Source organism: Chryseobacterium sp. G0162, assembly GCF_003815715.1.
GTDB lineage: Bacteria > Bacteroidota > Bacteroidia > Flavobacteriales > Weeksellaceae > Chryseobacterium.
The window spans coordinates 3,542,617-3,567,228 of the sequence record NZ_CP033922.1; the positions used below are offsets into that span (position 1 = coordinate 3,542,617).

Annotated in this window: 21 protein-coding genes and 1 other RNA gene; 10 read left to right on the forward strand and 12 right to left on the reverse strand. The window is 35.8% G+C overall.

The window, feature by feature from the left end:
- Positions 1–10: 10 nt before the first annotated feature.
- Both asnS and rpoN read left to right on the forward strand, forming a co-directional pair.
- A complete protein-coding gene (gene asnS, locus EG344_RS16055) occupies positions 11–1,459 on the forward strand; it encodes an asparagine--tRNA ligase (RefSeq protein ID WP_123910324.1) in 1,449 nt (482 codons plus the stop codon).
- A gap of 159 nt (positions 1,460–1,618) precedes the next feature.
- Positions 1,619–3,082 carry an RNA polymerase factor sigma-54 gene (rpoN, locus tag EG344_RS16060; RefSeq protein ID WP_123910326.1) on the forward strand — a complete coding sequence of 488 codons (1,464 nt, stop codon included), beginning with the start codon at positions 1,619–1,621 and terminating at the stop codon, positions 3,080–3,082.
- A 46-nt stretch (positions 3,083–3,128) separates the two neighbouring features.
- Here the strand turns inward: rpoN and EG344_RS24525 are convergent, their stop codons facing one another.
- The 4 genes from EG344_RS24525 to EG344_RS16075 all read right to left on the reverse strand — a co-directional run bounded on the left by EG344_RS24525 (position 3,129) and on the right by EG344_RS16075 (position 6,233).
- A complete protein-coding gene (locus tag EG344_RS24525) occupies positions 3,129–3,293 on the reverse strand; it encodes a bacteriocin-like protein (RefSeq protein WP_410493983.1) in 165 nt (54 codons plus the stop codon).
- A gap of 95 nt (positions 3,294–3,388) precedes the next feature.
- Positions 3,389–5,014 (reverse strand): AMP-binding protein, encoded by a 1,626-nt coding sequence (locus EG344_RS16065; protein WP_123910328.1) that lies wholly within the window; start codon positions 5,012–5,014, stop codon positions 3,389–3,391.
- 60 nt (positions 5,015–5,074) lie between these two features.
- Entirely contained in the window at positions 5,075–5,749 is a 675-nt protein-coding gene (locus tag EG344_RS16070) for a beta-carotene 15,15'-monooxygenase (protein ID WP_123910330.1), read from the reverse strand.
- A complete protein-coding gene (locus EG344_RS16075; protein ID WP_045500386.1) occupies positions 5,742–6,233 on the reverse strand; it encodes an RNA polymerase sigma factor in 492 nt (163 codons plus the stop codon). Before EG344_RS16075 ends, EG344_RS16070 begins: the two co-directional genes overlap by 8 nt.
- Before the next feature lie 154 nt (positions 6,234–6,387).
- On the opposite strand from EG344_RS16075, the gene rnpB reads away from it, so the two are divergent.
- Positions 6,388–6,711, forward strand: an RNA gene (rnpB, locus tag EG344_RS16080) — RNase P RNA component class A.
- 69 nt (positions 6,712–6,780) lie between these two features.
- Here the strand turns inward: rnpB and EG344_RS16085 are convergent.
- A complete protein-coding gene (locus EG344_RS16085; RefSeq protein WP_123910332.1) occupies positions 6,781–7,650 on the reverse strand; it encodes a polyphosphate kinase 2 family protein in 870 nt (289 codons plus the stop codon).
- 208 nt (positions 7,651–7,858) lie between these two features.
- Positions 7,859–8,323: a DUF1573 domain-containing protein gene (locus tag EG344_RS16090; RefSeq protein ID WP_123910334.1), complete on the reverse strand. Its 465-nt coding sequence runs from the start codon at positions 8,321–8,323 to the stop codon at positions 7,859–7,861.
- A 128-nt stretch (positions 8,324–8,451) separates the two neighbouring features.
- Here EG344_RS16090 and EG344_RS16095 point away from each other — a divergent pair, with 128 nt between their 5' ends.
- The 6 genes from EG344_RS16095 (at position 8,452) to EG344_RS16120 (ending at position 14,963) form a co-directional block, all read left to right on the forward strand.
- A complete protein-coding gene (locus tag EG344_RS16095; protein ID WP_123910336.1) occupies positions 8,452–11,067 on the forward strand; it encodes a valine--tRNA ligase in 2,616 nt (871 codons plus the stop codon).
- A 90-nt stretch (positions 11,068–11,157) separates the two neighbouring features.
- A complete protein-coding gene (locus EG344_RS16100; RefSeq protein ID WP_123910338.1) occupies positions 11,158–11,793 on the forward strand; it encodes a DUF4241 domain-containing protein in 636 nt (211 codons plus the stop codon).
- A gap of 66 nt (positions 11,794–11,859) precedes the next feature.
- Positions 11,860–12,750: a ribokinase gene (locus EG344_RS16105; protein WP_123910340.1), complete on the forward strand. Its 891-nt coding sequence runs from the start codon at positions 11,860–11,862 to the stop codon at positions 12,748–12,750.
- Between the two features lie 90 nt (positions 12,751–12,840).
- Entirely contained in the window at positions 12,841–13,683 is an 843-nt protein-coding gene (locus EG344_RS16110; RefSeq protein WP_123910342.1) for a serine aminopeptidase domain-containing protein, read from the forward strand.
- On the forward strand, positions 13,683–14,330 hold the full coding sequence (locus EG344_RS16115) for an HD domain-containing protein (protein WP_123910344.1): 648 nt from the start codon (positions 13,683–13,685) through the stop codon (positions 14,328–14,330). The genes EG344_RS16110 and EG344_RS16115 overlap by 1 nt, the downstream gene beginning before the upstream one ends.
- A gap of 114 nt (positions 14,331–14,444) precedes the next feature.
- On the forward strand, positions 14,445–14,963 hold the full coding sequence (locus tag EG344_RS16120) for a hypothetical protein (RefSeq protein WP_164464450.1): 519 nt from the start codon (positions 14,445–14,447) through the stop codon (positions 14,961–14,963).
- Positions 14,964–15,011: 48 nt separating this feature from the next.
- On the opposite strand, the gene EG344_RS16125 is transcribed toward EG344_RS16120, so the two are convergent.
- Together EG344_RS16125 and EG344_RS16130 are read right to left on the reverse strand one after the other, a co-directional pair.
- Positions 15,012–15,242 carry a hypothetical protein gene (locus EG344_RS16125; protein ID WP_123857402.1) on the reverse strand — a complete coding sequence of 77 codons (231 nt, stop codon included), beginning with the start codon at positions 15,240–15,242 and terminating at the stop codon, positions 15,012–15,014.
- Positions 15,243–15,375: 133 nt separating this feature from the next.
- A complete protein-coding gene (locus tag EG344_RS16130) occupies positions 15,376–16,266 on the reverse strand; it encodes a DUF72 domain-containing protein (protein WP_123910348.1) in 891 nt (296 codons plus the stop codon).
- Positions 16,267–16,469: 203 nt separating this feature from the next.
- On the opposite strand from EG344_RS16130, the gene EG344_RS16135 reads away from it, so the two are divergent.
- Positions 16,470–19,655 carry a TonB-dependent receptor gene (locus EG344_RS16135; protein WP_123910350.1) on the forward strand — a complete coding sequence of 1,062 codons (3,186 nt, stop codon included), beginning with the start codon at positions 16,470–16,472 and terminating at the stop codon, positions 19,653–19,655.
- Between the two features lie 178 nt (positions 19,656–19,833).
- On the opposite strand, the gene EG344_RS16140 is transcribed toward EG344_RS16135, so the two are convergent.
- From EG344_RS16140 to EG344_RS16155, 4 genes are all read right to left on the reverse strand, one after another.
- A complete protein-coding gene (locus EG344_RS16140; RefSeq protein WP_123910352.1) occupies positions 19,834–21,402 on the reverse strand; it encodes a hypothetical protein in 1,569 nt (522 codons plus the stop codon).
- A 6-nt stretch (positions 21,403–21,408) separates the two neighbouring features.
- A complete protein-coding gene (locus tag EG344_RS16145) occupies positions 21,409–21,981 on the reverse strand; it encodes a hypothetical protein (protein WP_123910354.1) in 573 nt (190 codons plus the stop codon).
- Between the two features lie 542 nt (positions 21,982–22,523).
- On the reverse strand, positions 22,524–24,182 hold the full coding sequence (locus tag EG344_RS16150) for a ribonucleoside-diphosphate reductase subunit alpha (protein WP_123857397.1): 1,659 nt from the start codon (positions 24,180–24,182) through the stop codon (positions 22,524–22,526).
- A gap of 56 nt (positions 24,183–24,238) precedes the next feature.
- Positions 24,239–24,529 (reverse strand): hypothetical protein, encoded by a 291-nt coding sequence (locus EG344_RS16155; RefSeq protein WP_123910356.1) that lies wholly within the window; start codon positions 24,527–24,529, stop codon positions 24,239–24,241.
- Positions 24,530–24,612 lie beyond the last annotated feature (83 nt).

The window sequence follows — 24,612 nt, forward strand, 5'->3', positions numbered from 1 at the left end:
TTATCAACAAATGAAAAAGCAAACGATCAAAGAAATCCTAAAGGATTACAAGAAAGTATTACATCATGACATTACAGTTTACGGATGGGTAAGATCATTCCGTGCTAATCGCTTTATTGCACTTAATGATGGTTCTACGATTAATAATTTGCAGATAGTTGTTGATTTCGAAAATTTTGATGAAGAACTTATCAAGAATATTAGCACAGCTTCTTCTCTTAAAGTTGTAGGTGAAGTAGTGGAAAGCCAGGGAGCAGGACAATCTGTAGAAATTGTTGCTAAAAAGATTATTATTTTAGGAGATAACTTTACAGAAGAGCTTCAAAGCACCATTCTTCAGCCTAAAAAACACAGCTTGGAAAAACTTCGTGAGCAGGCACACTTAAGATTCAGAACCAACTTATTTGGAGCTGTTTTCAGAGTACGTCACGCAGTAAGCTTTGCCGTTCACTCATTCTTCAACCAAAACCAGTTCTTCTATATCAATACTCCGGTAATTACAGGAGCCGATGCTGAAGGAGCAGGAGAAATGTTCGGAGTAACCAACTTCGATCTGAACAATATGCCAAAAACTGAAGAGGGCGAAATTGATTTCGCACAGGATTTCTTCGGTAAAAAAACCAACCTTACGGTTTCGGGACAACTTGAAGGAGAGACTGCAGCCATGGGATTGGGAAGAATTTATACATTCGGACCTACTTTCCGTGCAGAAAATTCAAACACAACAAGACACCTTGCTGAATTCTGGATGATAGAGCCGGAAGTTGCTTTCAACAACCTTGAAGATAACATTGATCTTGCAGAAGATTTCTTAAAATATGTAATCCAGTATGTATTGGATCACTGTAAAGATGATCTTGCGTTCTTAGACAACCGTTTTGCTGAAGAACAAAAGACAAAACCAGAAAAAGAAAGAGCAAAAGAAGGTCTTATTGAGAAACTTGAAAATGTAATTGCTAAACGTTTTAAGCGTGTGAGCTATACAGAGGCTATCGAAATTTTAATGAACTCAAAAGAGAACAAAAAAGGAAAATTTGCTTACCCTGTTGAAAGTTGGGGAACAGATCTTCAGTCTGAGCATGAAAGATTTTTGGTTGAAAAACATTTTGAATGCCCGGTTGTATTGTTCGATTATCCGAAAGAAATCAAAGCTTTTTACATGAAGCTGAACGAAGACAACAAAACAGTAGCTGCAATGGATGTTCTTTTCCCAGGTATTGGTGAAATCATCGGTGGCTCTGAAAGAGAAGCAAGATTAGACGTTTTAAAACAGAAAATGGCAGATATGCATGTAGATGAACATGAACTTTGGTGGTACTTAGATACCAGAAAATTCGGTTCTGTACCGCATGCAGGTTTCGGTTTAGGATTAGAAAGACTAGTTCTTTTTGTAACAGGAATGACGAATATCAGAGACGTAATTCCTTTCCCAAGGACACCGAAAAGCGCTGAATTCTAGAGTTATAAAAAAAGCCTTAATCATCAAGATAAGGCTTTTTTTATTTTTCAATAGTTTATTAAGTAAAAAGTATAAAGCAAAAATCATGCTAAATGTATTTTTTATCAAATAAATTTATTAAATTCGTAGAATATGTTATGTTAAAACGCCAATATTAATATGCTTAAACAACACTTACAACTCAAATTAGGACAGAAGCTGGCTCCTCAGCAGATCCAGTTGATGAAGCTTATTCAGCTTCATACTCTTGAATTTGAAGAGGAGTTGGAGAGAGAGTTAGAAGAAAACCCTGCTTTGGAAATTGTAAAGGAGGATTCTAAGGAAGATGATTATTCTTCCCTGGAAGATGCGTATCAGGATGAGGGTACAGAAAGTATTGAAACAGATTTCGACGTTAATGAATATCTTTATGACGACGAACCAAGCTATAAAACCGCTTCCAGCAACTACTCTCCGGATGATGAAGAGTTTGACAATGAAAGTCTTTTAACGGAAGGCCAGTCATTATATGATTATCTGAGAGAACAGATTCATCTGGTTAATATCAGTGAAGAAGATCTGAAGATTGCAGAATACCTGATCGGTAACCTTGATACGGACGGATATTTGAGAAGAGAGATTAAATCTATCGTAGATGATCTTGCTTTCTCACAAGGAATTTATACTACTAAGGAAAAAGTAGATGATATCCTTGAAAATTACGTTCAGAAGCTGGATCCGCCTGGAGTAGGAGCAAGAGGCCTTCAGGAATGTTTATTACTACAGATCGAAAAGAAAGTAAGCTCTGATAAAGCTGTTTCTTTAGCTGCCAATATCCTGAGATATCAGTTTGATGCTTTAACGAATAAGCATTATAATAAGATTATCCAGAAGTATGATATTGAGGAAGAAGATCTGAAAGATGCATTAGAGGAAATTTCAAAACTGTCCCCAAAAGTTGGAGGAAACTTTGATACCCAAACCATTACCATCAACCAGGAAATTATCCCGGATTTTGTAATTCAGGTGAAAGATGGGCTGGTTATTCCTATGCTTAACAGTAAAAATGCGCCTACATTAAGAGTATCTGAAGAATATAAAGATATTCTTACCACCTATTCACATGATAAGAACTCTTCTGAGCATAAACAGGCGGCTTTGTTTATCAAACAAAAGCTGGATGCTGCCAAATGGTATATTGATGCAATTAATCAGCGTCAGAATACTTTATTACAGACCATTACTGCTATTGTTAAGTTTCAGAAAGATTATTTTATTACGGGTGATGAGAAATCTCTGAAGCCAATGATCTTAAAAGATGTGGCAGATATTACCGGATTTGATATTTCTACCATTTCCAGAGTGGTAAAAAGTAAATATGCAGATACCCCAAATGGTATTGTTTACCTTAAGGATCTGTTTTCAGATAGCTTAACCAATGATGACGGAGAAGAGGTTTCTACTAAGGAGATCAAAACCCACCTTCAGGAGGTTATCAGTAAAGAAAATAAGAGAAAACCATTAACAGATGATGCTTTGGTAGTGATCTTAAAAGAACAGGGCTATAATATTGCCAGAAGAACGATTGCAAAATATCGTGAACAGCTCAATATTCCTGTTGCCAGATTAAGAAAAGAACTTTAAAATATAAAAAAAGCATTTCAAATTTGAAATGCTTTTTTTATTGATTTTAATCCTGTTTACATGTCATTGTGCAACAGTCAAAAGAATAATGTTTTCCTTCATTATTAATATTTAATTCAAAGCAGGCATCCGGACTAACCAGACAGAAGCAAATTTCTCCTCCTGTTACACTTTTCAACTCATTTCTTTGTAATTTTTTTAGGTTTTTCATAGTTGTTTTAGATTGGGTGTTATTGATTAGATTGTATTAGCTTTAATATACAATTATTTTTGTAATTATGTTGTAACTTAACAAGTTAATGGGAATTAAATTTCTTTTAGACTGCCCAATCCTAATTCTTTCATGGAAACCTCTCTCATTTCCACTTTTCTTATCTTTCCGGAAATAGTCATTGGGAATTCATCTACAAATTTCCAGTATTTCGGAACTTTATAATGGGCAATTTTTCCTTTACAATATTCTAATAGCTCTTGTTCTGTAATCGTAAAGCCTTTTCTTACTTTTACCCAAGCCATCACTTCTTCTCCGAATTTTTCACTGGGTACTCCAATGATCTGAACATCCAGAATGTTGGTGTAAGTGTATAAAAAGTCTTCAATTTCTTTAGGAGAAATATTTTCTCCACCCCGAATAATCAGATCTTTGATTCTTCCGGAAATGGTAATATAGCCATCTTTATCCATAACAGCCATGTCACCGGTATGCATCCATCGGGCATCATCTAATACCTTTTTTGTATTTTCAGGATCATTCCAGTATTTCAGCATAACAGAGTAGCCTCTTGTACAAAGCTCGCCATGTTCACCGCGTTTCAGAATTTTTCCACTTTCATCAATGATTTTTATTTCAAGATGATCCTGAACGGTTCCTACTGTACTGACCTGTTTTTCCAATGGAGTCCCAATTAAGGTTTGTGTAGATACGGGAGAAGTTTCTGTCATTCCATAGCAGATGCTCATTTCTTTAATATTCATAAGATTTTCCACTTTCTTCATAATTTCCGGTGGACATACAGAACCGGCCATTACACCGGTTCTTAAACTTGAAAAATCATAAGTATCGAAATCTTTTACGGCAAGTTCAGCAATAAACATAGTAGGAACACCATATAGAGAGGTGCATTTTTCATCTGAAACAACCTTTAATGTAATATCAGGGTCAAAACTATCATTAGGAATCACCATGCAGGCACCATGAGCTGTACAGCATATATTTCCGATCACCATGCCAAAGCAATGATAGAAGGGAACAGGGATACATACACGATCTTTTTCTGTGTACTTTAACCGGATACCGATAAAGTATCCGTTATTTAAAATGTTGTGATGCGAAAGAGTAACTCCTTTTGGAAACCCGGTAGTTCCTGAAGTATATTGAATGTTGACGGGGTCATCAAACTGTACATGTTCTTCAAAACTATGGAGAACTTCATCAGAAACTTCTTGTCCATTGTTTACGAAGGCTTCCCAGTTATCATCAAAGAAAATTTCATGTTCTAAAGTGGGGCATACTTCCTTGGCATATTCAACCATTTCTTTGTAGTTGCTGCTTTTAAAGCTTAAGGAAGAAAAAATAAAACGAACTTCGGACTGATTGAGCACATACGTAAGTTCATGGGTTCTGTAAGCAGGATTAATATTGACTAAAATGGTTCCGATTCTGGCAGTGGCATATTGCAAAAGTACCCATTCATAGCGGTTAGAAGCCCATATTCCTATTCTGTCACCGATTTTTGCTCCTAAAAATATCAGTGCTTTTGCAATAGCGGTTGTTTGGTTGTAAAATTCCTGGTAAGTAGCTCTGTAACCCTGATGAACACAGACAAGAGCTTCTTGGTTAGGAAATTTTTCGACAGTACTTTTAAGATTTCCTCCAATGGTCTGTCCTAATAATGGAACGTCAGATGCTCCATAAACGTATGATAAAGGCATAGTAAAAAGATTTGGTGAAATAAAATTAACAATAATATCTTGAACTATAGCCTATGAATGCTAATTTTCCTGAGAATCTATTTCTTTAAGCTGCTCCAGGTTTTTATCAAGTTTTTTGATGATACTTCCATACACCAATCTGTAATAGACCCAGATCATAGATATGGCTAATAAGGTACTGATGGTAATGGCAACAATAATGACAGTAAGGTCAGAACCGGAAGGCTGTATATTTTGGGAATTTAAAGTGTAAAAGATAAAAGCTACCAATACAAAAGTAAAGGCAAGTAGCAATACGATACTAATCAGAATGAAAGCATTGACGGTTTTTTTGAAACCAATAATTCTGGTAATAAGACCTTTGAGGTTCTCTTCGATCTTTATTTTACGGTAATTCTGGTAGAATTTCAGTACAAAATAGGCTGTAATTAATACGCTCAGAATTTTAATGGCCAAATAAAAGTGACTGAAATTGTTTTCCACTTCGGGAGCTTCGTGAGTGCCCAGTTTCTCCAATATTTTACGGAATCCGTCAGATTCATCATCCTGAAAGAAGTAGAATAGGCCCAAAACGGAAAAGAACAAAAACTCAAATACGCTGATCCAGAAAATATACTTTACATAATTACGTGATTTTCTATTCAGCATTTGACGAATCTCGCTGTTATCATATTTTGGCTGTACAGGTTGTTCCTGCCAGGTCTTTTTAAAGTTATCTAAATCAAATTCAGGCATATTTTTCCATCTGTTCTTTAAGGGTTTTCTTTAATCTGTTCATTTTCACACGTGCATTAACTTCAGTAATTCCGAGGTTTTCTGCAATGTCCTTGTAAGGCAGATCGTCAAGATACATCATGACAATGGCTCTTTCTATATTAGGAAGAGTCTTGATTACAGTATACAAAAGCGAAATCTGTTGCTGTTTTTCATCATCATCTTCCACAAAGTCCTTGTGGTTGATGTCCAGCTCATTTGTAGGAAGGCTTTTGCTTTTTTTTCTAAAGAGGGTAATGGCTGTATTAAGCGCTACACGGTACATCCATGTTGAAATCTTGGAATTTCCTTTGAAAGAGTCATAACTTCTCCAGAGTTGTAAGACAATTTCCTGGAAAAGATCCTCTTCATCTTCCAGCGAATTGGTATATAAGCGCGATACCTTAATAATCAGGCCCTGATTATCTTTGATGAGCTGCGCAAATTCTTTCTCTCTGGAATCCATAGATGTATAATGGCACGAAGATAATAATAATGTGGTAATTGGGGAAGAATAATTATAGTGAAATTATCAAAGATAATTCTCATCATACCATGAAGCCTGAAGCTTCCAGCACTCTTATATTTTTTCCCGTGAAATTTATGTATCTTTGTACCTACGAGAAAATCGGCTTGTTGATTTCCCGTTTACGGGAGGTAGGAAAGTCCGGACACCATAGAGCAGCAAAGCGGATAACATCCGTCACCCGTGAGGGTAGGACAAGTGCAACAGAAAGCAAGTACAGTTCGGCTGTAGTGAAACCAGGTAAACTCTTTGCGGTGCAATGGTAAGTATATCGGTTCTTTTCAGCAATGGAAATAGGGGCGGCTCGTCCTGAAAACCGAGGGGTAATCAGCTCAAGTGTTGCAGCAATGTACCACGTAGATAAATAACAGGCGCTTCTTCGGAAGTACAAAATCCGGCTTATAGATTTTCTCGTGATTTTTTGATGATTATAAGCTATAGTTTATCAGCATAAAAAATCCTCAGATGTATTCATCTGAGGATTTTTCTATTCACTTTCCAATTGTTTTTTTGCTTCCTGTAAGCCCAATCTGTCTTTTTCCGAAAGCTGGGGATATTTAAGATTCATTTTTTCCAGTGTGTCTATAATAATCTGAATAGCTGCCGTTCTTGCAAACCATTTATTATCCGCAGGAAGTACATACCATGGGGCATGATCCTTTGCCGTTTCGTTGATTGCTGTTTCATAAACCTCCATGTATTGGTCAAATAGTGCCCTTTCAGGAAGATCTCCTGCCGAAAATTTCCAGTTTTTTTCCTGCTCATTGATTCTGTCCAGTAGTCTTTTCTTTTGTTCATCCTTCGAAACATTCAGGAATATTTTGATGATGGTGGTTCCGTTTTGAGCAAGATGTTTTTCGAAATTTCGGATGCTTTCATAGCGGTTTTCCCAGAATTTATTGTCAAAATCTTTTACAGAAGACCATGTTTTTTCACTTAAATTATATTCAGGATGAACTTTACATACTAAAACACTTTCATAATGAGAACGGTTGAAGATTCCTATCATTCCTTTCTGAGGCAATGCCAGATAATGCCTCCACAGAAAATCGTGAGAATATTCCTTTGAACTTGGAGTTTTAAAACTGGTTACATTACAGCCTTGAGGATTTACTCCTCCAAAAACATGTTCTATCATGCTGTCTTTCCCGGCAGCATCCATAGCCTGAAGTACAACCAAAAGAGATTGACTTCCATCAGCATAAAGTCTTTCCTGCAGTTCACGAAGTTTTTCTTTTTCCTGGATTAATAATTGTGTTCCTTCTTCTTTTGTAAGTTTCCCTTTGTAAGAGGTAGAAGCTTTTTTTATTGAAAATTTTCCATTTACCTTAAAGTCATCTGAGAAATTGGTGTCCATATATTTTTTTTATTTGAAGATACAAGATACGAGATCTTATTGCTAAACAGCAATATACTAGAATGTTAATATGAATAGAGGTGAGCTTTAGCTAATATATCATCCATTTGGTTTTAGTCCAAACTTAAATATTAATCTTTCATATTCAATATAAATATAATAAAAAACCGCCTCAATAGAGACGGTTTCATTATTTTTTGAGTAGAGATTACTTCGCAGCTGCTTTTTTAGCAACTTTAGCCGCTTTTTTCTCAGCTTTAGCCGCTTCTTTCTGCTCAGCAGGAGTTAATACTTTTGGTTCAGGAGCGTTAGCATCTACGTTTCCTTTGATGTAGATTACACTTCTGCTGTTGGCAGGGTCGTTAGAGAAAACCTCGATCATTTTGTTGAATCCTCCTGTAAGAGCTGTGTTGTATCCAACTTTGATCTTAGCAGATTTTCCTGGCATAATCGGATCCTGGCTAAATTCAGGAGTTGTACATCCACAAGATGGTTTTACGTTTGAAATGATCAAAGGCTTATCACCAGTGTTTGTTACAGTAAAGAATCTTGTACCATCAGAACTAGGCTTAATGTTACCATAGTCGAAAGTAGTTTTATCAAACGTAATAGTTTGTGCAGATGCAAGAGCAAATGTTCCGAATAATGCAATTCCTGCGATTAATTTCTTCATATTCTTGAATGTTAATATGTTTGTTAGATAAATTTTGTGAAACAAAGTTAAAAATTATTTTAATTCATGCTTAAAAATTTTTTTCTTTAGACTATTTTTGCAAATTGCAAGCCAAAGAAATAGAATTTATGCAGATTTCAGAAAAGTACAATCCACAGGAAACAGAACAGAAATGGTACAATTACTGGTTGGAAAATAAGTATTTCCATTCAGAGCCTAATGAAAAACCACCATATACCGTGGTCATTCCACCGCCAAACGTGACGGGGATATTACACATGGGACATATGTTGAACAATACCATTCAGGATGTTCTGGTCCGTCGTGCAAGAATGCGCGGATTTAATGCTTGTTGGATTCCGGGAACAGATCATGCTTCCATTGCTACCGAAGCTAAAGTTGTTGCTAAACTGAAGTCTGAAGGAATCAATAAGTCAGATATTACCCGTGAACAATTCCTTGAGCACGCTTGGGAATGGACTAATAAATATGGAGGAACAATCCTTGAGCAGCTTAAAAAATTAGGATGCTCATGTGACTGGGACAGAACCCGTTTTACCTTAGAGGATAAGCTTTCGCAACAGGTTATCAAAAGCTTTGTAGATCTTTATAATAAAGGATTAATCTACAGAGGATACAGAATGGTAAACTGGGATCCTGAAGCAAAAACAAACATTTCAGATGAAGAGGTAATTTTTAAAGAACAGAACGGAAAATTATATTTCCTTAAATATAAGATTGAAGGTTCAGAAGAGTTCCTTTCGGTAGCCACTACACGTCCTGAAACTATTTTTGGGGATACTGCGGTATGTATTAATCCTAATGATGAGAGATATGCTCATTTAAAAGGTAAGCATGTAATTGTACCGATCGTTAACAGAGTAATTCCTATTATCGAAGACGAATATGTTGATATTGAATTTGGAACAGGAGCTTTAAAGATTACTCCTGCACACGATACCAATGACTATGAGATCGGGCAGAAACATCAGCTGAAAATGATTGATGCATTAGATGATGACGGAAATCTTAACGAACACGGTCTTCATTATGCAGGACAAAACAGATTTGATGTAAGAAAGCAGATCGCGAAAGAATTAGAAGAAAAAGATCTTTTACTAAAAGCAGAAGATTATGTAAATAAAGTAGGAACATCTGAAAGAACTGGAGCAGTTATTGAACCTAAAGTTTCAGTACAATGGTTCCTTAAAATGTCTGAAATTGCTAAACCGGCATTGGATGTAGTAATGGATGATGAAGTAAAATTCTATCCGGATAAGTTTAAAAATACTTACAAGTACTGGATGGAGAACATCCGTGACTGGAATATCTCCCGTCAGCTGTGGTGGGGACAACAGATTCCTGCATTTTATTATGGAGACGGAGAACATGATTTTGTAGTTGCTGAAACCAAAGAAGAAGCTTTAGAATTAGCAAAACAAAAGACAGGAAATCAGGACCTGACTATAGAAGGCCTTAGACAGGATGATGATGCATTAGATACCTGGTTCTCTTCATGGTTGTGGCCAATGTCTGTATTTGATGGATTACTTGATCCTGAAAATAAAGATATCAATTATTACTATCCAACTTCTGACCTGGTTACAGGACCGGATATTATTTTCTTCTGGGTAGCGAGAATGATTATGGCCGGATTGGAATATAGAAAAGAAGTTCCATTTAAGAATGTTTATTTTACAGGAATCGTAAGAGACAAGCAGAGAAGAAAGATGTCAAAATCTTTAGGAAATTCTCCGGATCCGCTTGAGCTAATGGATAAATATGGAGCTGATGGAGTTCGTGTAGGGATTCTACTGAGTTCTGCAGCAGGAAATGACCTTCTTTTTGATGAAGATTTAATGCTTCAGGGAAGAAACTTCATGACAAAGATCTGGAATGCTTTCCGTTTGATCAACATGTGGAATCATGAAGACAAACCTGCAATCGCTACAGATCACCAGGCAATCGAATGGTTCGAAAATAAATTAAATAAAACGATTGTTGAGATCAACGATCAGTTTGAGAAATTCAGAATTTCTGATGCCCTTCACTTGATCTATAAATTAATTTGGGACGATTTTTGTGGTTGGTACCTTGAGGCAATTAAACCAAACTACGGAGAAGGTATTTCTAAAGAAGTTTATCAAAAAACAATATATTTCTTTGAAGAACTTATGAAGTTACTTCACCCGTTCATGCCTTTCTTAACTGAAGAATTATGGCAGACGATTTCAGAAAGAAATATTGAAGAAGCTTTAGTGATTGCTCAGCAGAAAGAAGCAGGTGCATTTGATGAAGCTATCATTAAAAATTTTGAGACTGCGGCAGAATTGATCTCTGGAGTTAGAAATTACCGTCAGACAAAAGGAATTTCACCAAGAGAAGCTGCCGAGATATATACGAATGCTACTGAATTTGCAAATGAAGCGGTAGTAAGAAAGTTGGCAAATGTATCTGAAATTCATTTCGGAACGAAAACAGATAAGCCAAGTTTTACATTCCTTGTTGGCGCAACTGAGGTTTCTATTCCTTTAAGTGAAAACTTAGATTTAGGAGAAGAAAAAGCTAAAACTGAAGAAGAATTAAAGTATCTGAAAGGATTCTTAATTTCAGTAGATAAAAAGCTTTCCAACGAAAAGTTTGTGGCTAATGCTAAACCTGAAATTGTAGAGGTAGAGCGTAAGAAACAAAAAGATGCTCTTGACAAGATTGCGATCTTGGAAGAGAAGCTGAAAAGTTTATAAATTTACAATAAAGACAATGCGTTGTCTTAATATCAGGCTGGGTACAGATGAAAACTTGTATCCAGCCTGATGGTTTAAAGAATAAATAAAATGACACATATAGAAAACATAAAAAAGCTATTTTCGAAGGACTTTGTAGAAAATCCGTTATTAGAAAGCTTTGAAGTAGGGAAAATTTATCTTTCCAGTGGAAAGCTGGTCGCTTGTGATCCTTTAATCACTAATGATATGCTTCCATTTTCTACAGAATTTCCAAAAGGAGAATTTTCTGTGATGCTACATAAGGAAAGAGAAAGCAATTGCGTAGCCTATGCGGAAATTATTTTCAATACTAAAGAAATTAAAGACTGGAAGCTCGCAACTACTGCGGGACAGAATATTAAAGAACTGGCAGAAGGAGAGGTTTTTGGATATCCGGTAGAAAGCGGTATGGGCTGTTTTATGGATGTGGATACTCAAAACAGTCTGAATGAATTGGAACAGAAACTTTATCAGAATAAAGGTGGAGACTTTATGGGAATTTATGAAGAGTTTTTCCATGGACATTTCTTTGATGAAAATGGTGCAATAGATCAATATGCATTTCTAAAGCCTTCAGAAACTCATCCTGGGACAATATTTGCTTTTGAGACCGGATATGGGGAAGGTTTTTATGCCAGCTACATTGCTTTTGATAAAAATCAATCACCAGTGAAGATTATTACAGAATTTATTGAAATAAGTTAGGTAAAATTAGTTATTTTTGGCATGGAATTTAGTCTGTTATAATTTTTAAACTAATATCAAAACACAATGAATTTCTCATCAGAACAACCAAAAATTATCGTTGTAGGCAGCTCCTCAATAGATCTTGTTTTGGAAACCGATAAACTTCCCTTACCTAACGAAACGGTTCTAGCTGTTAACTCAGAAAGCTATTTTGGTGGAAAAGGAGCCAACCAGGCAGTAGGAACTGCAAGATTGGGAGCCAGTGTTTATTTTATAGGTTGTGTTGGAATGGACCCTTTGGGACAGCAGATCATGAGAAATCTGGTGGGGGAAAATGTGAATGTAGGCTTTGTACATGAAACAGATAAAGAGTCAACAGGAACAGCTTATGTAACCACTTCTGAGGGAAATGCCGCTATTGTAGTGGTCCCTGCTGCCAATAAATACCTTAATAAATCTCATATTGATGAGGCTGACCGTTATTTCCATACTTCTGACCTTGTCCTTATACAGCTTGAGGTTTCGATGGATGTTGTGGAATATACAGTGAAAAAGGCTAAAAAATATGGTAAAAAAGTAGGACTGTATGCTTCTCCTGCTATGAGGGTGAGTGATGAAATTTTGGAAGCGGTAGATTTTATTGTAGCCAAAAGTAATGAACTGTTTATTATTTTTGGTGAAGAAAAAAGAGAAGAAGTTCTTAAAAAATATTTTAATAAAGTATTTGTAAGAGATGATACCAATTCTACCATTTATTTTGACGGTACAGAAATGAAGTATTACAGGAAGAATAAAGATAAAACTGTTTATAAAATGGGAATGGGTGATGCATTTACTTCAGGATTTGCAATTGCACTTTGCCATGGGAACTCTGTTGAAGACTGTGTGAAATTTGGAAATGATGTTTCATCCCGGGTTTCCGGAAGTAAAGGATCACAAACTGGCTTACCAAGAATGTCAGATTTCTTTTCTTAAAGCTATTTACGGCATATCGAAAGTTCAAAACTAAACATAATAATATACTGAAAATGTCCACTTTTATAGTGGATTTTTTCTTTTTATCCTATGGAAAAACTAATACTTACCACAGAAGATCATGCCTCCCTGGCTGTCCATCTTTTTCATCCTGAAAAAAATAATGGAAAATTATTGCTCATTAACTCTGCAACGGGAGTTAAGCAACAGGTATATTTTTCTTTTGCAAAATACTTTTCGGAGCAGGGATTTACTGTAATGACTTATGATTATAGAGGAATAGGATTGTCTAAACCGGACCATATGAAAGGTTTCCAGGGATCTATGAGAATTTGGGGTTCAAAGGATTATAAAATAGTAACCACATACATTAAAAATAGGTTTTCTGAGTATAGAAAATTCTGTCTGGGACATTCTGTAGGAGCTTTGATTTTGGGAATGAATAAAGATTCTGAAATGTTTGAAGAATTGATATTTGTAGGAACCCAGAATGCCTTTGTAGGAAACCTCAGGCTAAAGACAAAAATTGAAGCATACCTCGGGTTCGGAATTGTACAGCCATTAACCACCTCATTGCTAGGATACTTTCCTGCCAATTGGTTCGGGCTGGGAGAAAGTCTTCCAAAAAATTGTGCATATGACTGGAGAACCTTAATTTTAAACAAAAAATCAACCAACAGACTGTTGGAGAAAATTGATGATTATTCTAAAAATTTGACACAGAAAGTATTTGTAGTTCGTGCAGAGGATGATGTATGGTTAACAGAAAAAGGAGTTCTGAGCCTTTTAAATAATACTTATCCTAATCTTAAACCTACGTATAGACTGGTGAAAACTGCAGAATCTGAGAAAAAAGAAATAGGTCATGTTAATTTTTTTAGAAGCTATAATCACAAGCTCTGGAATATTATTTTAAATGAACTGATAGATTAATGAAAAGTACAATTAACAACACCGTAGAATTTGTAAAGGAAAAACTAGAGGGTGCAGAGGCAGGACACGACTGGTTCCATATTGAAAGAGTATGGAAACTTGCTAAGAAAATAGCTGAAACAGAAGAGAATTGTGATCCCAATGTAGTAGAATTGTCTGCATTATTACACGATATCGCAGATCCTAAATTTCATAACGGAGATGAAACCATAGCTCCGAAAATATCCAGAGAATTTTTAGCAAAGCAAAATGTCCCCAATGAAACCATTGAAAAGGTTTTATTTGTGATCGAAAATATTTCATTTAAAAACAGAAGTCAGGCACCTGCCGATCCATCTATTGAACTACAAATTGTGCAGGATGCTGATCGTATTGATGCTATTGGAGCCATAGGAATTGCCAGAACATTCAATTTTGGAGGGTTTAAAAATAATCCGATGTATGATCCCAACGTCCAGCCTGATCTCCATATGTCAAAAGAGCAATATAAAAAGTCTAATGGTACAACCATCAATCATTTTTATGAAAAATTATTGTTGCTGAAGGATCTGATGAATACCGAACATGGGAAAAAAATGGCACAGGAAAGACATGATTATATGCTGAATTTCCTTGACCAATTCTATAAAGAGTGGAATGTAGATTAGACATTCTCTTAAAAAATCTGAAATCAGTATCTTTGCAGTATGGTATTTTTCATTCTTGTTATCTTTTGGGCGTGTATATTTTCCTTGATTTTATATAAAGTAAAATCAGGAGGAATGGCAAAATGGGCAAGACTGTTCCGTATTGTAACAGTAGTTTCTTCTATCTCAATTTTTACGTATTGGTTTATAAAGAAAAGTGCTGTGGCATTTGTGGATAACTCTGTAGGACTACAAGTTGTTAATAAACTTCCTCAAGCATTGGATTTTTATCTTATTAATGTCAATAAAATTGATAATACCACTAGCCTTGAACCTAAGCATATTGGGAAAATACGTCCGGAATATTACAGGATAGAATATCTGAAAATGGACAAGTCTGATGAGTATTGGATTGTAGGTTATCTTGGAAAGAAAAATCTGGTGTATTTTTCACAGCATTCTGTTCCTAATAAGAATATGGATCAGATTGTGGAAGTACAGAATTATATCAACCAAAGCATGAAGCTGTCTGAAGCTGCTAAAAAACAGGTGGATGCTTACAATTATGAAAATACAAAGCTGGGAATCTGGATTACATTGGACTTTCTGCTTTTATTTCTCAATCTGGTATTGCTTCTGAAGAAAAATAAATAAGTTATATATTCTCTCGCAGATTTCACAAAATCTGCGAGAGTTTTATTATTAAGGATAATCCAGAAGGTGCATAATCTGTTCTTTAAATTCCTCAGGACATTCTTTTACTAATTTATCTTTGTTCTGTTTACTGATCTGATGAGGTTCCAGCCATTCAATTTTATTGGAGTTCAGGCTATGGCTATCATATACCCTTTTTATAGTATGGTCTTCATAGAAGGTATATTCGTCGCCAAGCCAGTTGCTGGAGACGCTGATTGTACAAATTTCCTTTTTCATGACATTGATTTTTTTAAGTATACCATTATTCACTATGAATGGGTATTACTCTAATTTATAAAATTTTCCGTTATGAAAAAGCTTTTGTTGTAATTTGAACTGTAAATTAAAATTAGTCTATTTAAAATTTTAACTAAAATAGGCTTCCCATATTTTCAGTGGCCATTTGAGGAATATGGATTTCTGTTTTCCATTCTTCATTCATTTTTTTGATGAAATAAGCGGAAAGAAGTGGAGAGGCTTTTTCAATATTCTGATGGACAAAGAAATAGAGATTCTGAAGCCCGTCTTTTTTCCATTGAGTAAGGTGTTTTAACCAATCATCCAGTCTTTCATAATCACTTTCTGCATTGGCACCTACATATCGGATAAACGCATTGGGGGTGGTAAGACGCATGTGAAGCATATCTCTTCTTCCGGCGGTATCTACAATAATATTAGTGATATTATAAGTTTCAAAAAGCTCACAGGTAGTGTTTAGAATTTCTTCATCAGTAAACCATTCCGTATTTCTGAGTTCTATAGCAAGAGGAACTTCTTTAGGCCATTCTTTTACAAATTTTTCCAGCCTGTCATAATCTTTTGGTTTAAAGTTATCATGAAGCTGAAGGAAAGCCATTCCAAGTTTTTCATCAAAATTCATCACGGCTGATGCAAAATGGGTAACGGGATCTGTAACGTCAATCAGTCTTCTGAAGTGAGAAACAGTGTTGGTAATCTTAGGAAAAAATTTAAAATTTTCCGGAGTTTTTTCTTTCCAAGTTTTTACCTGATCCGGAGTGGGCATTCCATAAAAGGTAGCGTTTAATTCAATGGAATTAAATTGAGTGGCATAATATGTTAACTCATCTTTGGTTCCTTTGGGATAGAATCCTTTAAGGTCCGTTTTGTTCCATTTGGCACATCCGATTGAAATATTTTCCAGTCCTTTTTTATTAAGACTTAAAATTTCTTTAGTTCTGGAGTGATCTTTAGGAAGGGTGAAATCTATTTTTGATGGGTCTTCTACTTGTCCGAATTTCATATTAAGCGGTTTTAATGTTTAAAATTAATCATTTTTTCACTGTATTTTCATAGAAAGGGTATAAAATGAAGAAGAAAATTACATGAACATTAAGCTTTTTTTAAGGAAATGTTAAACTTTATGTTACGCAATGTTAATTCTATGTTACCATACTTCATCTTTCCTCAATCTAATTTTGCAACAAGTTTTGTAGCAATAAAAATATGAAGAAAAAATTGATCTGTGCTTTTGCTTTATTATCTTTTGGATTTGCATTCTCACAGGAAACCAGCTCTAAAATTTTTGGAAGATTAAAAGGTGTTTCTTCTGAAGTTACAGTAAGGGTAGTACATATTCCTACCAATAGTACCTTTGAAACCAAAAGTAATAGTAAAGGACAGTTTAGTTTAGATAATCTTCAACCGGGAGGTCCTTATAAATTGGAGATATCTGACGGGTCACAGGTTATTTATGAAAATCCTAATTTACAACTTTCATTAGGAAACAACGATCTTCCGGTGGTAGAAGTTGGAAACAAGGAAAAGACCATTGATGAGGTGAAGATTACCTCGAAAAAGACTAATGTAAAATATGGAGTTGGGATTAGCCAGGCGCAGATTTCAGGGCTTCCCAATATTAACCGGGGGATCCAGGATGTTACCAAATTAGTTCCTCAGAGTGCCAACAACTCTTTCAATGGAACCAATTTCCGTTATAATAACGTTACGATTGATGGTTCGATCAACAACGATGCAATTGGTTTCAGTCCTTCATTAGGAGGCCAGACCGGTACTTCAGGGATGCCTGGAAGCAGCACGCGTTCCAATTCAATTAGTTTGGATGCCATTCAGGATGTACAGGTGTATATTGCTCCTTATGATGTGAAGCTTGGAAATTTCCTTGGGGGAAGTATCAATGCGGTAACCAGAAGCGGAAGCAATGACGTTACGGGTTCTATGTATGTGTATGGTAGAAATGCAGCAATCACAGGAAGAAACAGAGTAGGTGATAATTCGAAAATGCCAAGTGATTTCTCTGATTTTATTTATGGAGGAAGAGTAGGGCTGCCAGTAGTGAGAGATAAAGTGTTTTTATTCACAAATCTGGAATATACCAAAAGGGTAGATCCGATATTTTATAACGCCAATGATCCCAATGGATTGATAAACGAGTCTGTGGCTCAGAACATTTCAGATTTCGTGCAAAAGAAGTACGGATTCAATGTAGGAAGCTTTAACGGTTACAATAACTTTTCTGAAAGTGCTAAGCTTTTTAATAAGCTAGACTGGAAGATCAATGATAAGCATACTTTATCCATCAAAAATAATACGGTATTTTCCCAGGCATCCAACCTTGAAAGAGATGGTGCCAATTTCAGATTTTCAAGTATGGATTTTGTTCAAAAAAATACGGCTTCTACAACTACCCTTGAATTGAAAAGCCGTTTTAATGATAGATGGAATAACAATTTAGTGGTTGGTTATTCTTCTATTCACGATTATAGAGATCCTACTTCTGCGAATTCGATGTTCCCGCAGGTTGAAATTACCCATAACGGTGGAACTATTTTGTTAGGAAATGACAGAGAAGCTACTGTTTTCAATATGAAACAGAAAACTTTTGAAATTACGGATAATCTTACCTATAAAACCGGAAATCATACTTTCTTATTAGGAACTCACAATGAGTTATATAATATCAATTATGGATTTGTAAACGCCTTGAATGGAAGAATATCTTATAAGTCACTAAATGATTTTTATAATGGTACGCCTGCAAGGATAAGAGGAACCTATCCTTTTAACGGAAACAGCAGACAAGAGCTTTTCGACAATCCTTATGCGCAATATAAAGTTAACCTTCTTTCATTATATCTGCAGGATGAGATCAATTTGGGAAGAGTGAGACTTTCACCGGGAGTAAGGGTTGATTATACAGATTTACCTAATAAACCCCAATTAAGTCAGGCTGTTAATAACTCTCCTCAAGACCCTTATTTCGGAAATACTTATAGTTATACTCCGTTAAGCCAGCTAACCAATAGTTATCTTAACAAGCCTACCTTATCTCCAAGACTTGGGTTTACCATCGATGTTACGGAAGACCGGTCTATGGTATTAAGAGGAGGTTCGGGTATTTTTGTAGGAAGAATCCCATTTGCATGGTTAGGATATGCTTATTATAATGATGGAGTAGGTTTCGGAAGCTATGATTATAATGCTCCTACTACTGCACAGATTGCTGCTAACGGAGATCCGTTGGTGGGAGCTAATTTCCCGAAGTGGCAAAATTCTTCAAAAGTACAGGTTGACCTTATTGATAATAACTTTAAGATGCCAAGAGTATGGAGAAGCTCCCTTGCATTCGATTATACCCTTTCCGGATATAAACTGACATTAGAAGGGATTTACACCAAAGTATTGTATGACCTTAAATTCCAACAGGTAAATAAAACGGATAATGTGACCTACTACAGTTATGATGTTAATCACGAAATGCCGATTTATACAACGAATATCAATAGTAATTTTTCTAATGCATATCTATTATCCAATACAAAAGATGGGTACCGTTACAACCTGACGGCTCAGATTTCAAAATCATACAATTTCGGATTTAATTTCTTTGCAGCCTATACGTATGGTGATGCGAAAGATATAACGAATGGTATCAGAAACTCGATGGAAAGTAACTGGCAGATGAATCAGTCTCTGACTCCAAATGATCCTAAGTTGACAACTTCCAATTTTGCGATCAAGAATAGGATCGTAGCTAACCTTGGATATGCGTTTAATATTTCCAAATCTAACAGGTTATCTACCAATGTATATTTTAATGCTCAATCAGGAAACCCTTTCTCATGGGGATTTATAAACAGTACAATTGCCAATACGGGGCAAGCGGCAGGCCTTGCTTATATCTTTAAAGATGCTGCTGAAGCGGCTAAATATATTGTTCCTATAAAAGATGGATCAGGAAATGTACTGGTAACTGCTCAGCAACAGGTTGCAGATTACGAGAACTTCGTTAATAACAATGATTACTTGAAATCAAGAAGAGGAAAGTTTACCGAAAGAAATGGAGATACCACCCCTTGGAATATTCAGGCAGATATCAGAATTATGGATGAGATCAGATTGAGTGAAAAATCTAAGAACAATATCCAGATCTCTTTAAGTATCATTAATTTCACTAATTTATTGAATAAAGATTGGGGTAAAGTGTACTTTGTTCCTAATACTTTCAACTCTACCGCCAGCGTAGGGCTTACAAAAGTTGGAAATGTGGCACCGGGACAACCTTCAGCCGGAGATCCTACTTATACCTTCAAAACACCGGGATCTGCTTATACAATAGATCAGTTTGCATCAAGATTCCAGGCTCAGATAGGAGTAAGGTATAACTTCTAATTACTACTTTTTTATATTACTCAATATACTTCTTTTTCAAAGGTTCGGATTTTCTTTCCGGGCCTTTTTTTGCTGTGTACAATAAAAGAAGAAATAATATTACTTAATACTAATTGAGCAATATTATCTCTTCTATTCCATCAAAAAAAGATCTTTTTTTGATTATTTATTTATTTATTTATTTTATCGTTTGTGTTACCATTCTGTTTGAAATGGCAGAGTAAATACAGCCGGTAGTTTTTAAACTGACAGTAATTGTAGCCGGAACAGATCGATAAGCAGTGTCACCATAAGGTTCAACAATTTTACCATTGGAATCTTTCACTGTTCTTCCTTTTACTGTATAAGTCATAGTTGCTGTTCCGGTAAATCCACTTGAAGGACTGAATGTGACAATACCTGTTGACTTGTTGTAGGTCCATGTCCCTTCAGTAGTTATTTTTTTACGGTACAACGTAAGATCTGTATCGCTGGTCTTTGCAAAACTGAAGGTTGAATAATCAATATTGGTATTGCTTCCAGTGGGGGGAGTCGTAATGCTGATAGGACCTTTGTAGGCTATATCATTATTGAAAACCGGGATGTTAACTGATTGAAACTTACACGTAGAAGCTGCATCATCATTTGTCACTGCTGAATAAGGTAGTGTTAATTTTACATTTCGGATAATATGTTGCTGGAATGCGGCACCCGTAGAAGCTGCAAAACCTAGCTTTAGAAAGGCTGGAGTTGCTGCATTAAGCGTTTGGGAAGTTGCAGCGCCTTCTGTATCCGAACTATTAAAGTCAGTAGTTTGAGGATTGGCATTTTCTGTATAAGGTACAGAGGTTTTATAATGATAATAATTGATGACATTAATAGGTGTTCCGTTTTGTGTTGTCTGGATATCAACTTTTATATCAAATCCGTCTGTGGTGGTACTGCTTATAAAATGGGGAATCAGGTCAAGGTACACTTTTCTGAATTCTCCAGCATTGTTTCTAAGATCAAACACTGACGAAAGGGTGTTGGAAGTAGTCAGGTAGCTTCTGTCAGTTTGTAATACCCTGCCCACAGTTCCCGAATTGCTTAAAGTAGATCGTGTAATCAGAACAGGATATCCTGTAAAACCATCTCCTAACCCTGTTGTATTGATCGCAGCGCCTTTTGCACCCCTTAAGGTGACATGACTTGTGGGTTGAGACCAGGTTACCCCTGCAATTCCATTTACCCTTGATTCACCCTGAAAACGCTTGGATTTAAAATTCCCAAACTCATCCAGTGCAATCCCGAGATAGGCGGATGATAAACCTGCCTTTCTCTGACTTGCGTAGGTATTCTGCGCTCTGTTATATGAATAGCCAAGGCCTGCTCCCGGAGCACCAATTGTAGGGCTTGTCACGGCTCCGTCATATAAGAAAAATGATAAACCGTCTCCATAAGTACCACTTAAAGGAGTCCCGTTTTTCATATCATATTCAAACTCAACATGAAGTCCGTTTACCGAAGTAAACGTCCTTCCATTGATAAATAATCCTCCAAATTGCCCAGAGCTTGCAGGAGTAAGCTGCACTCCTGTAGAAGTATGGGAGGCATTTCCCTGTATCGTAAGTTCAGAAGCTGAAGCTGCATTCATAAGCGAATTAGAATAGGAATAAAATCCATAAATACTTGCGACTTCAGTACTGTCTGTCTGTGCATACATAAAGTTTGTAAGCAATCCAAAAACCAGGCTCATCAAAGACAGCCTTTTAAAATTCTTTTTCATGGCTGCTTATTTTACAACGAATACGATGTTGATAAAAGATGCTGAAGTTGCATTTGATAAAACATCATAATTCAATACACCTGTGCTGCTGACGCTGTTTATTTTAAAAACAGATGGGTCATAACCCGTCACGTAATAATATAAATCTGTTGCATTGGGGAAAAAAGGGATTGAAGCCGGAGCAGATGCACTTCTTGCATTTGTTGGGACATTAGAAAACTGATTTTTATACAATGTGTACAGATCTTTCGTTTGGCCTGTTGAAGTTGTTGTGGTGTCAAAAACAACACTCGGCATGTAGAAAAATTTGGATACATACGGAGAAAGACAGGTCCAATCCGGGGTTGCAGGAGTTCCTACATTTTGGCTGATGCATTTTTTGTTGGCATCAAAAATAATAAGTCCCGTAGCTGGATTGGTAATAGCAGATAGATTGCTGATTCTTGGTAGAAGTACGCCTCTGGAAGTACTTGTAACATCTAAAGCTGCGCTTTGATCAGGAGTAGTAGTATTGATTCCTACCTGTGCGTAGAAAGTAATACTGGCCATAGCCATCATTAGGGTAATAACTTTGTTCATTTTCGAAATAATTTTTTGTGTTTATATTGTAGCAATTTTTGCTAAGAGTAATTCGTTATCTGAATTTTATTTTTTGTGTTTTTAAATTAAAGGAAGAATTAGAACACTCTATATTGTGTTGTATTGATGGTGTATTTTTTTCTCTTTATGTTGTGTTTTAAAAAAATAATCAGTTGTAATAATTTTTCCCAATCACCAAAGAGGTTTATTAATTTAAATAGAATACAATCTTTATTTTGTATTAAATTTATGTTTAATAATAAGCTTGATTGTTAGTATTTTATTTGTTAAAAACTGATTTATTTGGTTTATCTTCAACAAATGTAAATAAAATTACTTCATATTAATAATGGAAAGTCAATGATATAAGGACTTGATTCACTGTTTGGGGAGCGAAGGTCTGATATTTTCAGTATTAATAGATGATTAAATAAAAATAAGTTTTTTAAACCTAAATGTTAAATTTTTGTTAAATTTTAATTATAATAAAAAGACACGCTAAAAAGCGTGTCTTACTATATAGATGTTTATTATTTGTTCCTCTATGCCTCGCAGCTTGAACAAGATACAAAGTTCACCATCATTTCTTTTGAAACAGAAGAACTTCTTTGGTAGTAAAGTGTTTTTACTCCTTTTTTCCAAGCCTCAATATAGAGATAGTTTACATCTTTTACAGGCATTGTAGAAGGAATCTGAAGATTCAATGATTGTGCCTGGTCAATGTACTGTTGTCTTTGTGCAGCCTGAGAAATAACCTCCATCGGAGAGATTTCCTTAAATGTTTTGAATACTGCCTTCTCTTCAGGAGTAAGCTCATTCAGGTGCTGTACAGAACCGTGGTTCAACATGATTGTTCTCCATGTTTCTTCGTTATCTAAGCCTTTTTCTTTTAATAATTTTGCCAGGTATTTGTTCTTACGCATAAAGTTTCCTTTAGCAAGACCTGCTTTATAATAGTTAGAAGAGAAAGGTTCAATTCCAGGAGAAGTCTGTCCTAAGATGGCAGAACTTGAAGTGGTAGGAGCAATAGCCATTGTAGTAGTATTTCTTAATCCGTATCCTTTCAGTACGTCCGGCTCTCCGTAGATGTTGGCTAACTCTCTTGAAGCCTGCTCAGCCTGTTCTTTGATGTGTCTGAATGCTCTTGCATTGAACTGAGTTGCTTCAAAACTTTCAAAAGGAATCATGTTTTTCTGTAGGTAAGAATGGTATCCTAAAACTCCTAATCCAAGAGCTCTGTGACGCATGGCGAAGTTTCTTGCTCCTTGTAAGTAGTAGTTTCCTTCAGTTTTATCAATGAACTCAGATAATACAGCATCCAGGAAGTATACCGCTAATTTAACAGCATCGGTATCTTTCCACTCATCATACAATTCAAGGTTCATGGAAGACAGACAGCAGATGAATGATTCTTCCATGGTGGAAGGAAGCATGATTTCAGAACAAAGGTTACTTGCGTTTACCGTCATTCCAAGGTCTTTATACACCTGTGGTTTGTTTCTGTTGACGTTATCGGTGAAGAAAATATAAGGAAGGCCTTTTTGCTGGCGGCTTTCCAATACTCTTGCCCAGATTTTACGTTTGTCCATATCCCCATCAATCATATCCTGCATCCAGTAATCCGGAACACATACTCCGGTGAACAGGTTTTGAATAGGACTACCGATATCTTTAATGGATAAAAATTCTTCAATATCTCCGTGGTCAATATCCAGATAAGCTGCAAATGCTCCTCTTCTTACACCTCCTTGAGAAACAACATCCATTGCTGTATCAAAAAGCTTCATGAATGAAACCGCTCCGGAAGATTTTCCGTTATCTGTTACAGCTGTTCCTCTGTTTCTAAGTTCTCCAAAATACCCTGAAGTTCCTCCTCCGATTTTTGTCTGCATGATAACCTCACCCATTTTATGAGTAATTCCTTCAATGCTGTCCGGAATGTGAGCGTTGAAACAAGAGATGGGAAGACCTCTCTCTGTTCCCATATTAGCCCATACAGGAGAAGAGAAACTGATCCATCCTTTTGTAATCATTTCTTTGAAAGCGGGCTGAAGTTCCGGCTTATATAATCTTTTTGCAGCAGCAGTGGTAATTCTGTCGATAGCTCCGTCTACCGTTTCACCTTTCAACAGATATCCTCTGTTCAGCATTTGCTCAGACTCTTCATTGAGCCACCATATATTTGAATTTTGCTCTTCCATAGATGTTATATTTTCGAATTCCGGAATGAGATTACCACTCCGGAATTTTGTTTTTTTTATATTATTGATTGTAAAAATTCTACTTTATGAGAGTCGTTCAACCCACTTTCATCTCTTACTCTTTGAAATTCCTTAAAAGACGGAATATTCAAAACTTCATGCTGAACTTCTTCATTGATGTAGTTTGAATAATGTAGAAATGTAACGCCATCCTCCTTTACGAAAACCTTATATTCAAATGCTGACTGATCCAGGTTTTTAAAATCCTCTAAAAACTTTTGAATATTGGCTTTATTTGAAGAAACAAATTCAGGTTTTACGGTATAGCTTACCATTACATTAATCATATCTATTTGTGTTTATTAAGTCAACGATTGTTCTGTTTTTTGAAATATAAGAAATTTTTTGTTCCTAATACTATCAGCTTTGA

Coding starts and splice junctions, on each gene's coding strand:
- asnS (WP_123910324.1), top strand. CDS start 11: ATGAAAAAGCAAACGATCAAAGAAATCCTAAAGGATTACAAGAAAGTA.
- rpoN (WP_123910326.1), top strand. CDS start 1,619: ATGCTTAAACAACACTTACAACTCAAATTAGGACAGAAGCTGGCTCCT.
- EG344_RS24525 (WP_410493983.1), bottom strand. CDS start 3,293: ATGAAAAACCTAAAAAAATTACAAAGAAATGAGTTGAAAAGTGTAACA.
- EG344_RS16065 (WP_123910328.1), bottom strand. CDS start 5,014: ATGCCTTTATCATACGTTTATGGAGCATCTGACGTTCCATTATTAGGA.
- EG344_RS16070 (WP_123910330.1), bottom strand. CDS start 5,749: ATGCCTGAATTTGATTTAGATAACTTTAAAAAGACCTGGCAGGAACAA.
- EG344_RS16075 (WP_045500386.1), bottom strand. CDS start 6,233: ATGGATTCCAGAGAGAAAGAATTTGCGCAGCTCATCAAAGATAATCAG.
- EG344_RS16085 (WP_123910332.1), bottom strand. CDS start 7,650: ATGGACACCAATTTCTCAGATGACTTTAAGGTAAATGGAAAATTTTCA.
- EG344_RS16090 (WP_123910334.1), bottom strand. CDS start 8,323: ATGAAGAAATTAATCGCAGGAATTGCATTATTCGGAACATTTGCTCTT.
- EG344_RS16095 (WP_123910336.1), top strand. CDS start 8,452: ATGCAGATTTCAGAAAAGTACAATCCACAGGAAACAGAACAGAAATGG.
- EG344_RS16100 (WP_123910338.1), top strand. CDS start 11,158: ATGACACATATAGAAAACATAAAAAAGCTATTTTCGAAGGACTTTGTA.
- EG344_RS16105 (WP_123910340.1), top strand. CDS start 11,860: ATGAATTTCTCATCAGAACAACCAAAAATTATCGTTGTAGGCAGCTCC.
- EG344_RS16110 (WP_123910342.1), top strand. CDS start 12,841: ATGGAAAAACTAATACTTACCACAGAAGATCATGCCTCCCTGGCTGTC.
- EG344_RS16115 (WP_123910344.1), top strand. CDS start 13,683: ATGAAAAGTACAATTAACAACACCGTAGAATTTGTAAAGGAAAAACTA.
- EG344_RS16120 (WP_164464450.1), top strand. CDS start 14,445: ATGGCAAAATGGGCAAGACTGTTCCGTATTGTAACAGTAGTTTCTTCT.
- EG344_RS16125 (WP_123857402.1), bottom strand. CDS start 15,242: ATGAAAAAGGAAATTTGTACAATCAGCGTCTCCAGCAACTGGCTTGGC.
- EG344_RS16130 (WP_123910348.1), bottom strand. CDS start 16,266: ATGAAATTCGGACAAGTAGAAGACCCATCAAAAATAGATTTCACCCTT.
- EG344_RS16135 (WP_123910350.1), top strand. CDS start 16,470: ATGAAGAAAAAATTGATCTGTGCTTTTGCTTTATTATCTTTTGGATTT.
- EG344_RS16140 (WP_123910352.1), bottom strand. CDS start 21,402: ATGAAAAAGAATTTTAAAAGGCTGTCTTTGATGAGCCTGGTTTTTGGA.
- EG344_RS16145 (WP_123910354.1), bottom strand. CDS start 21,981: ATGAACAAAGTTATTACCCTAATGATGGCTATGGCCAGTATTACTTTC.
- EG344_RS16150 (WP_123857397.1), bottom strand. CDS start 24,182: ATGGAAGAGCAAAATTCAAATATATGGTGGCTCAATGAAGAGTCTGAG.
- EG344_RS16155 (WP_123910356.1), bottom strand. CDS start 24,529: ATGATTAATGTAATGGTAAGCTATACCGTAAAACCTGAATTTGTTTCT.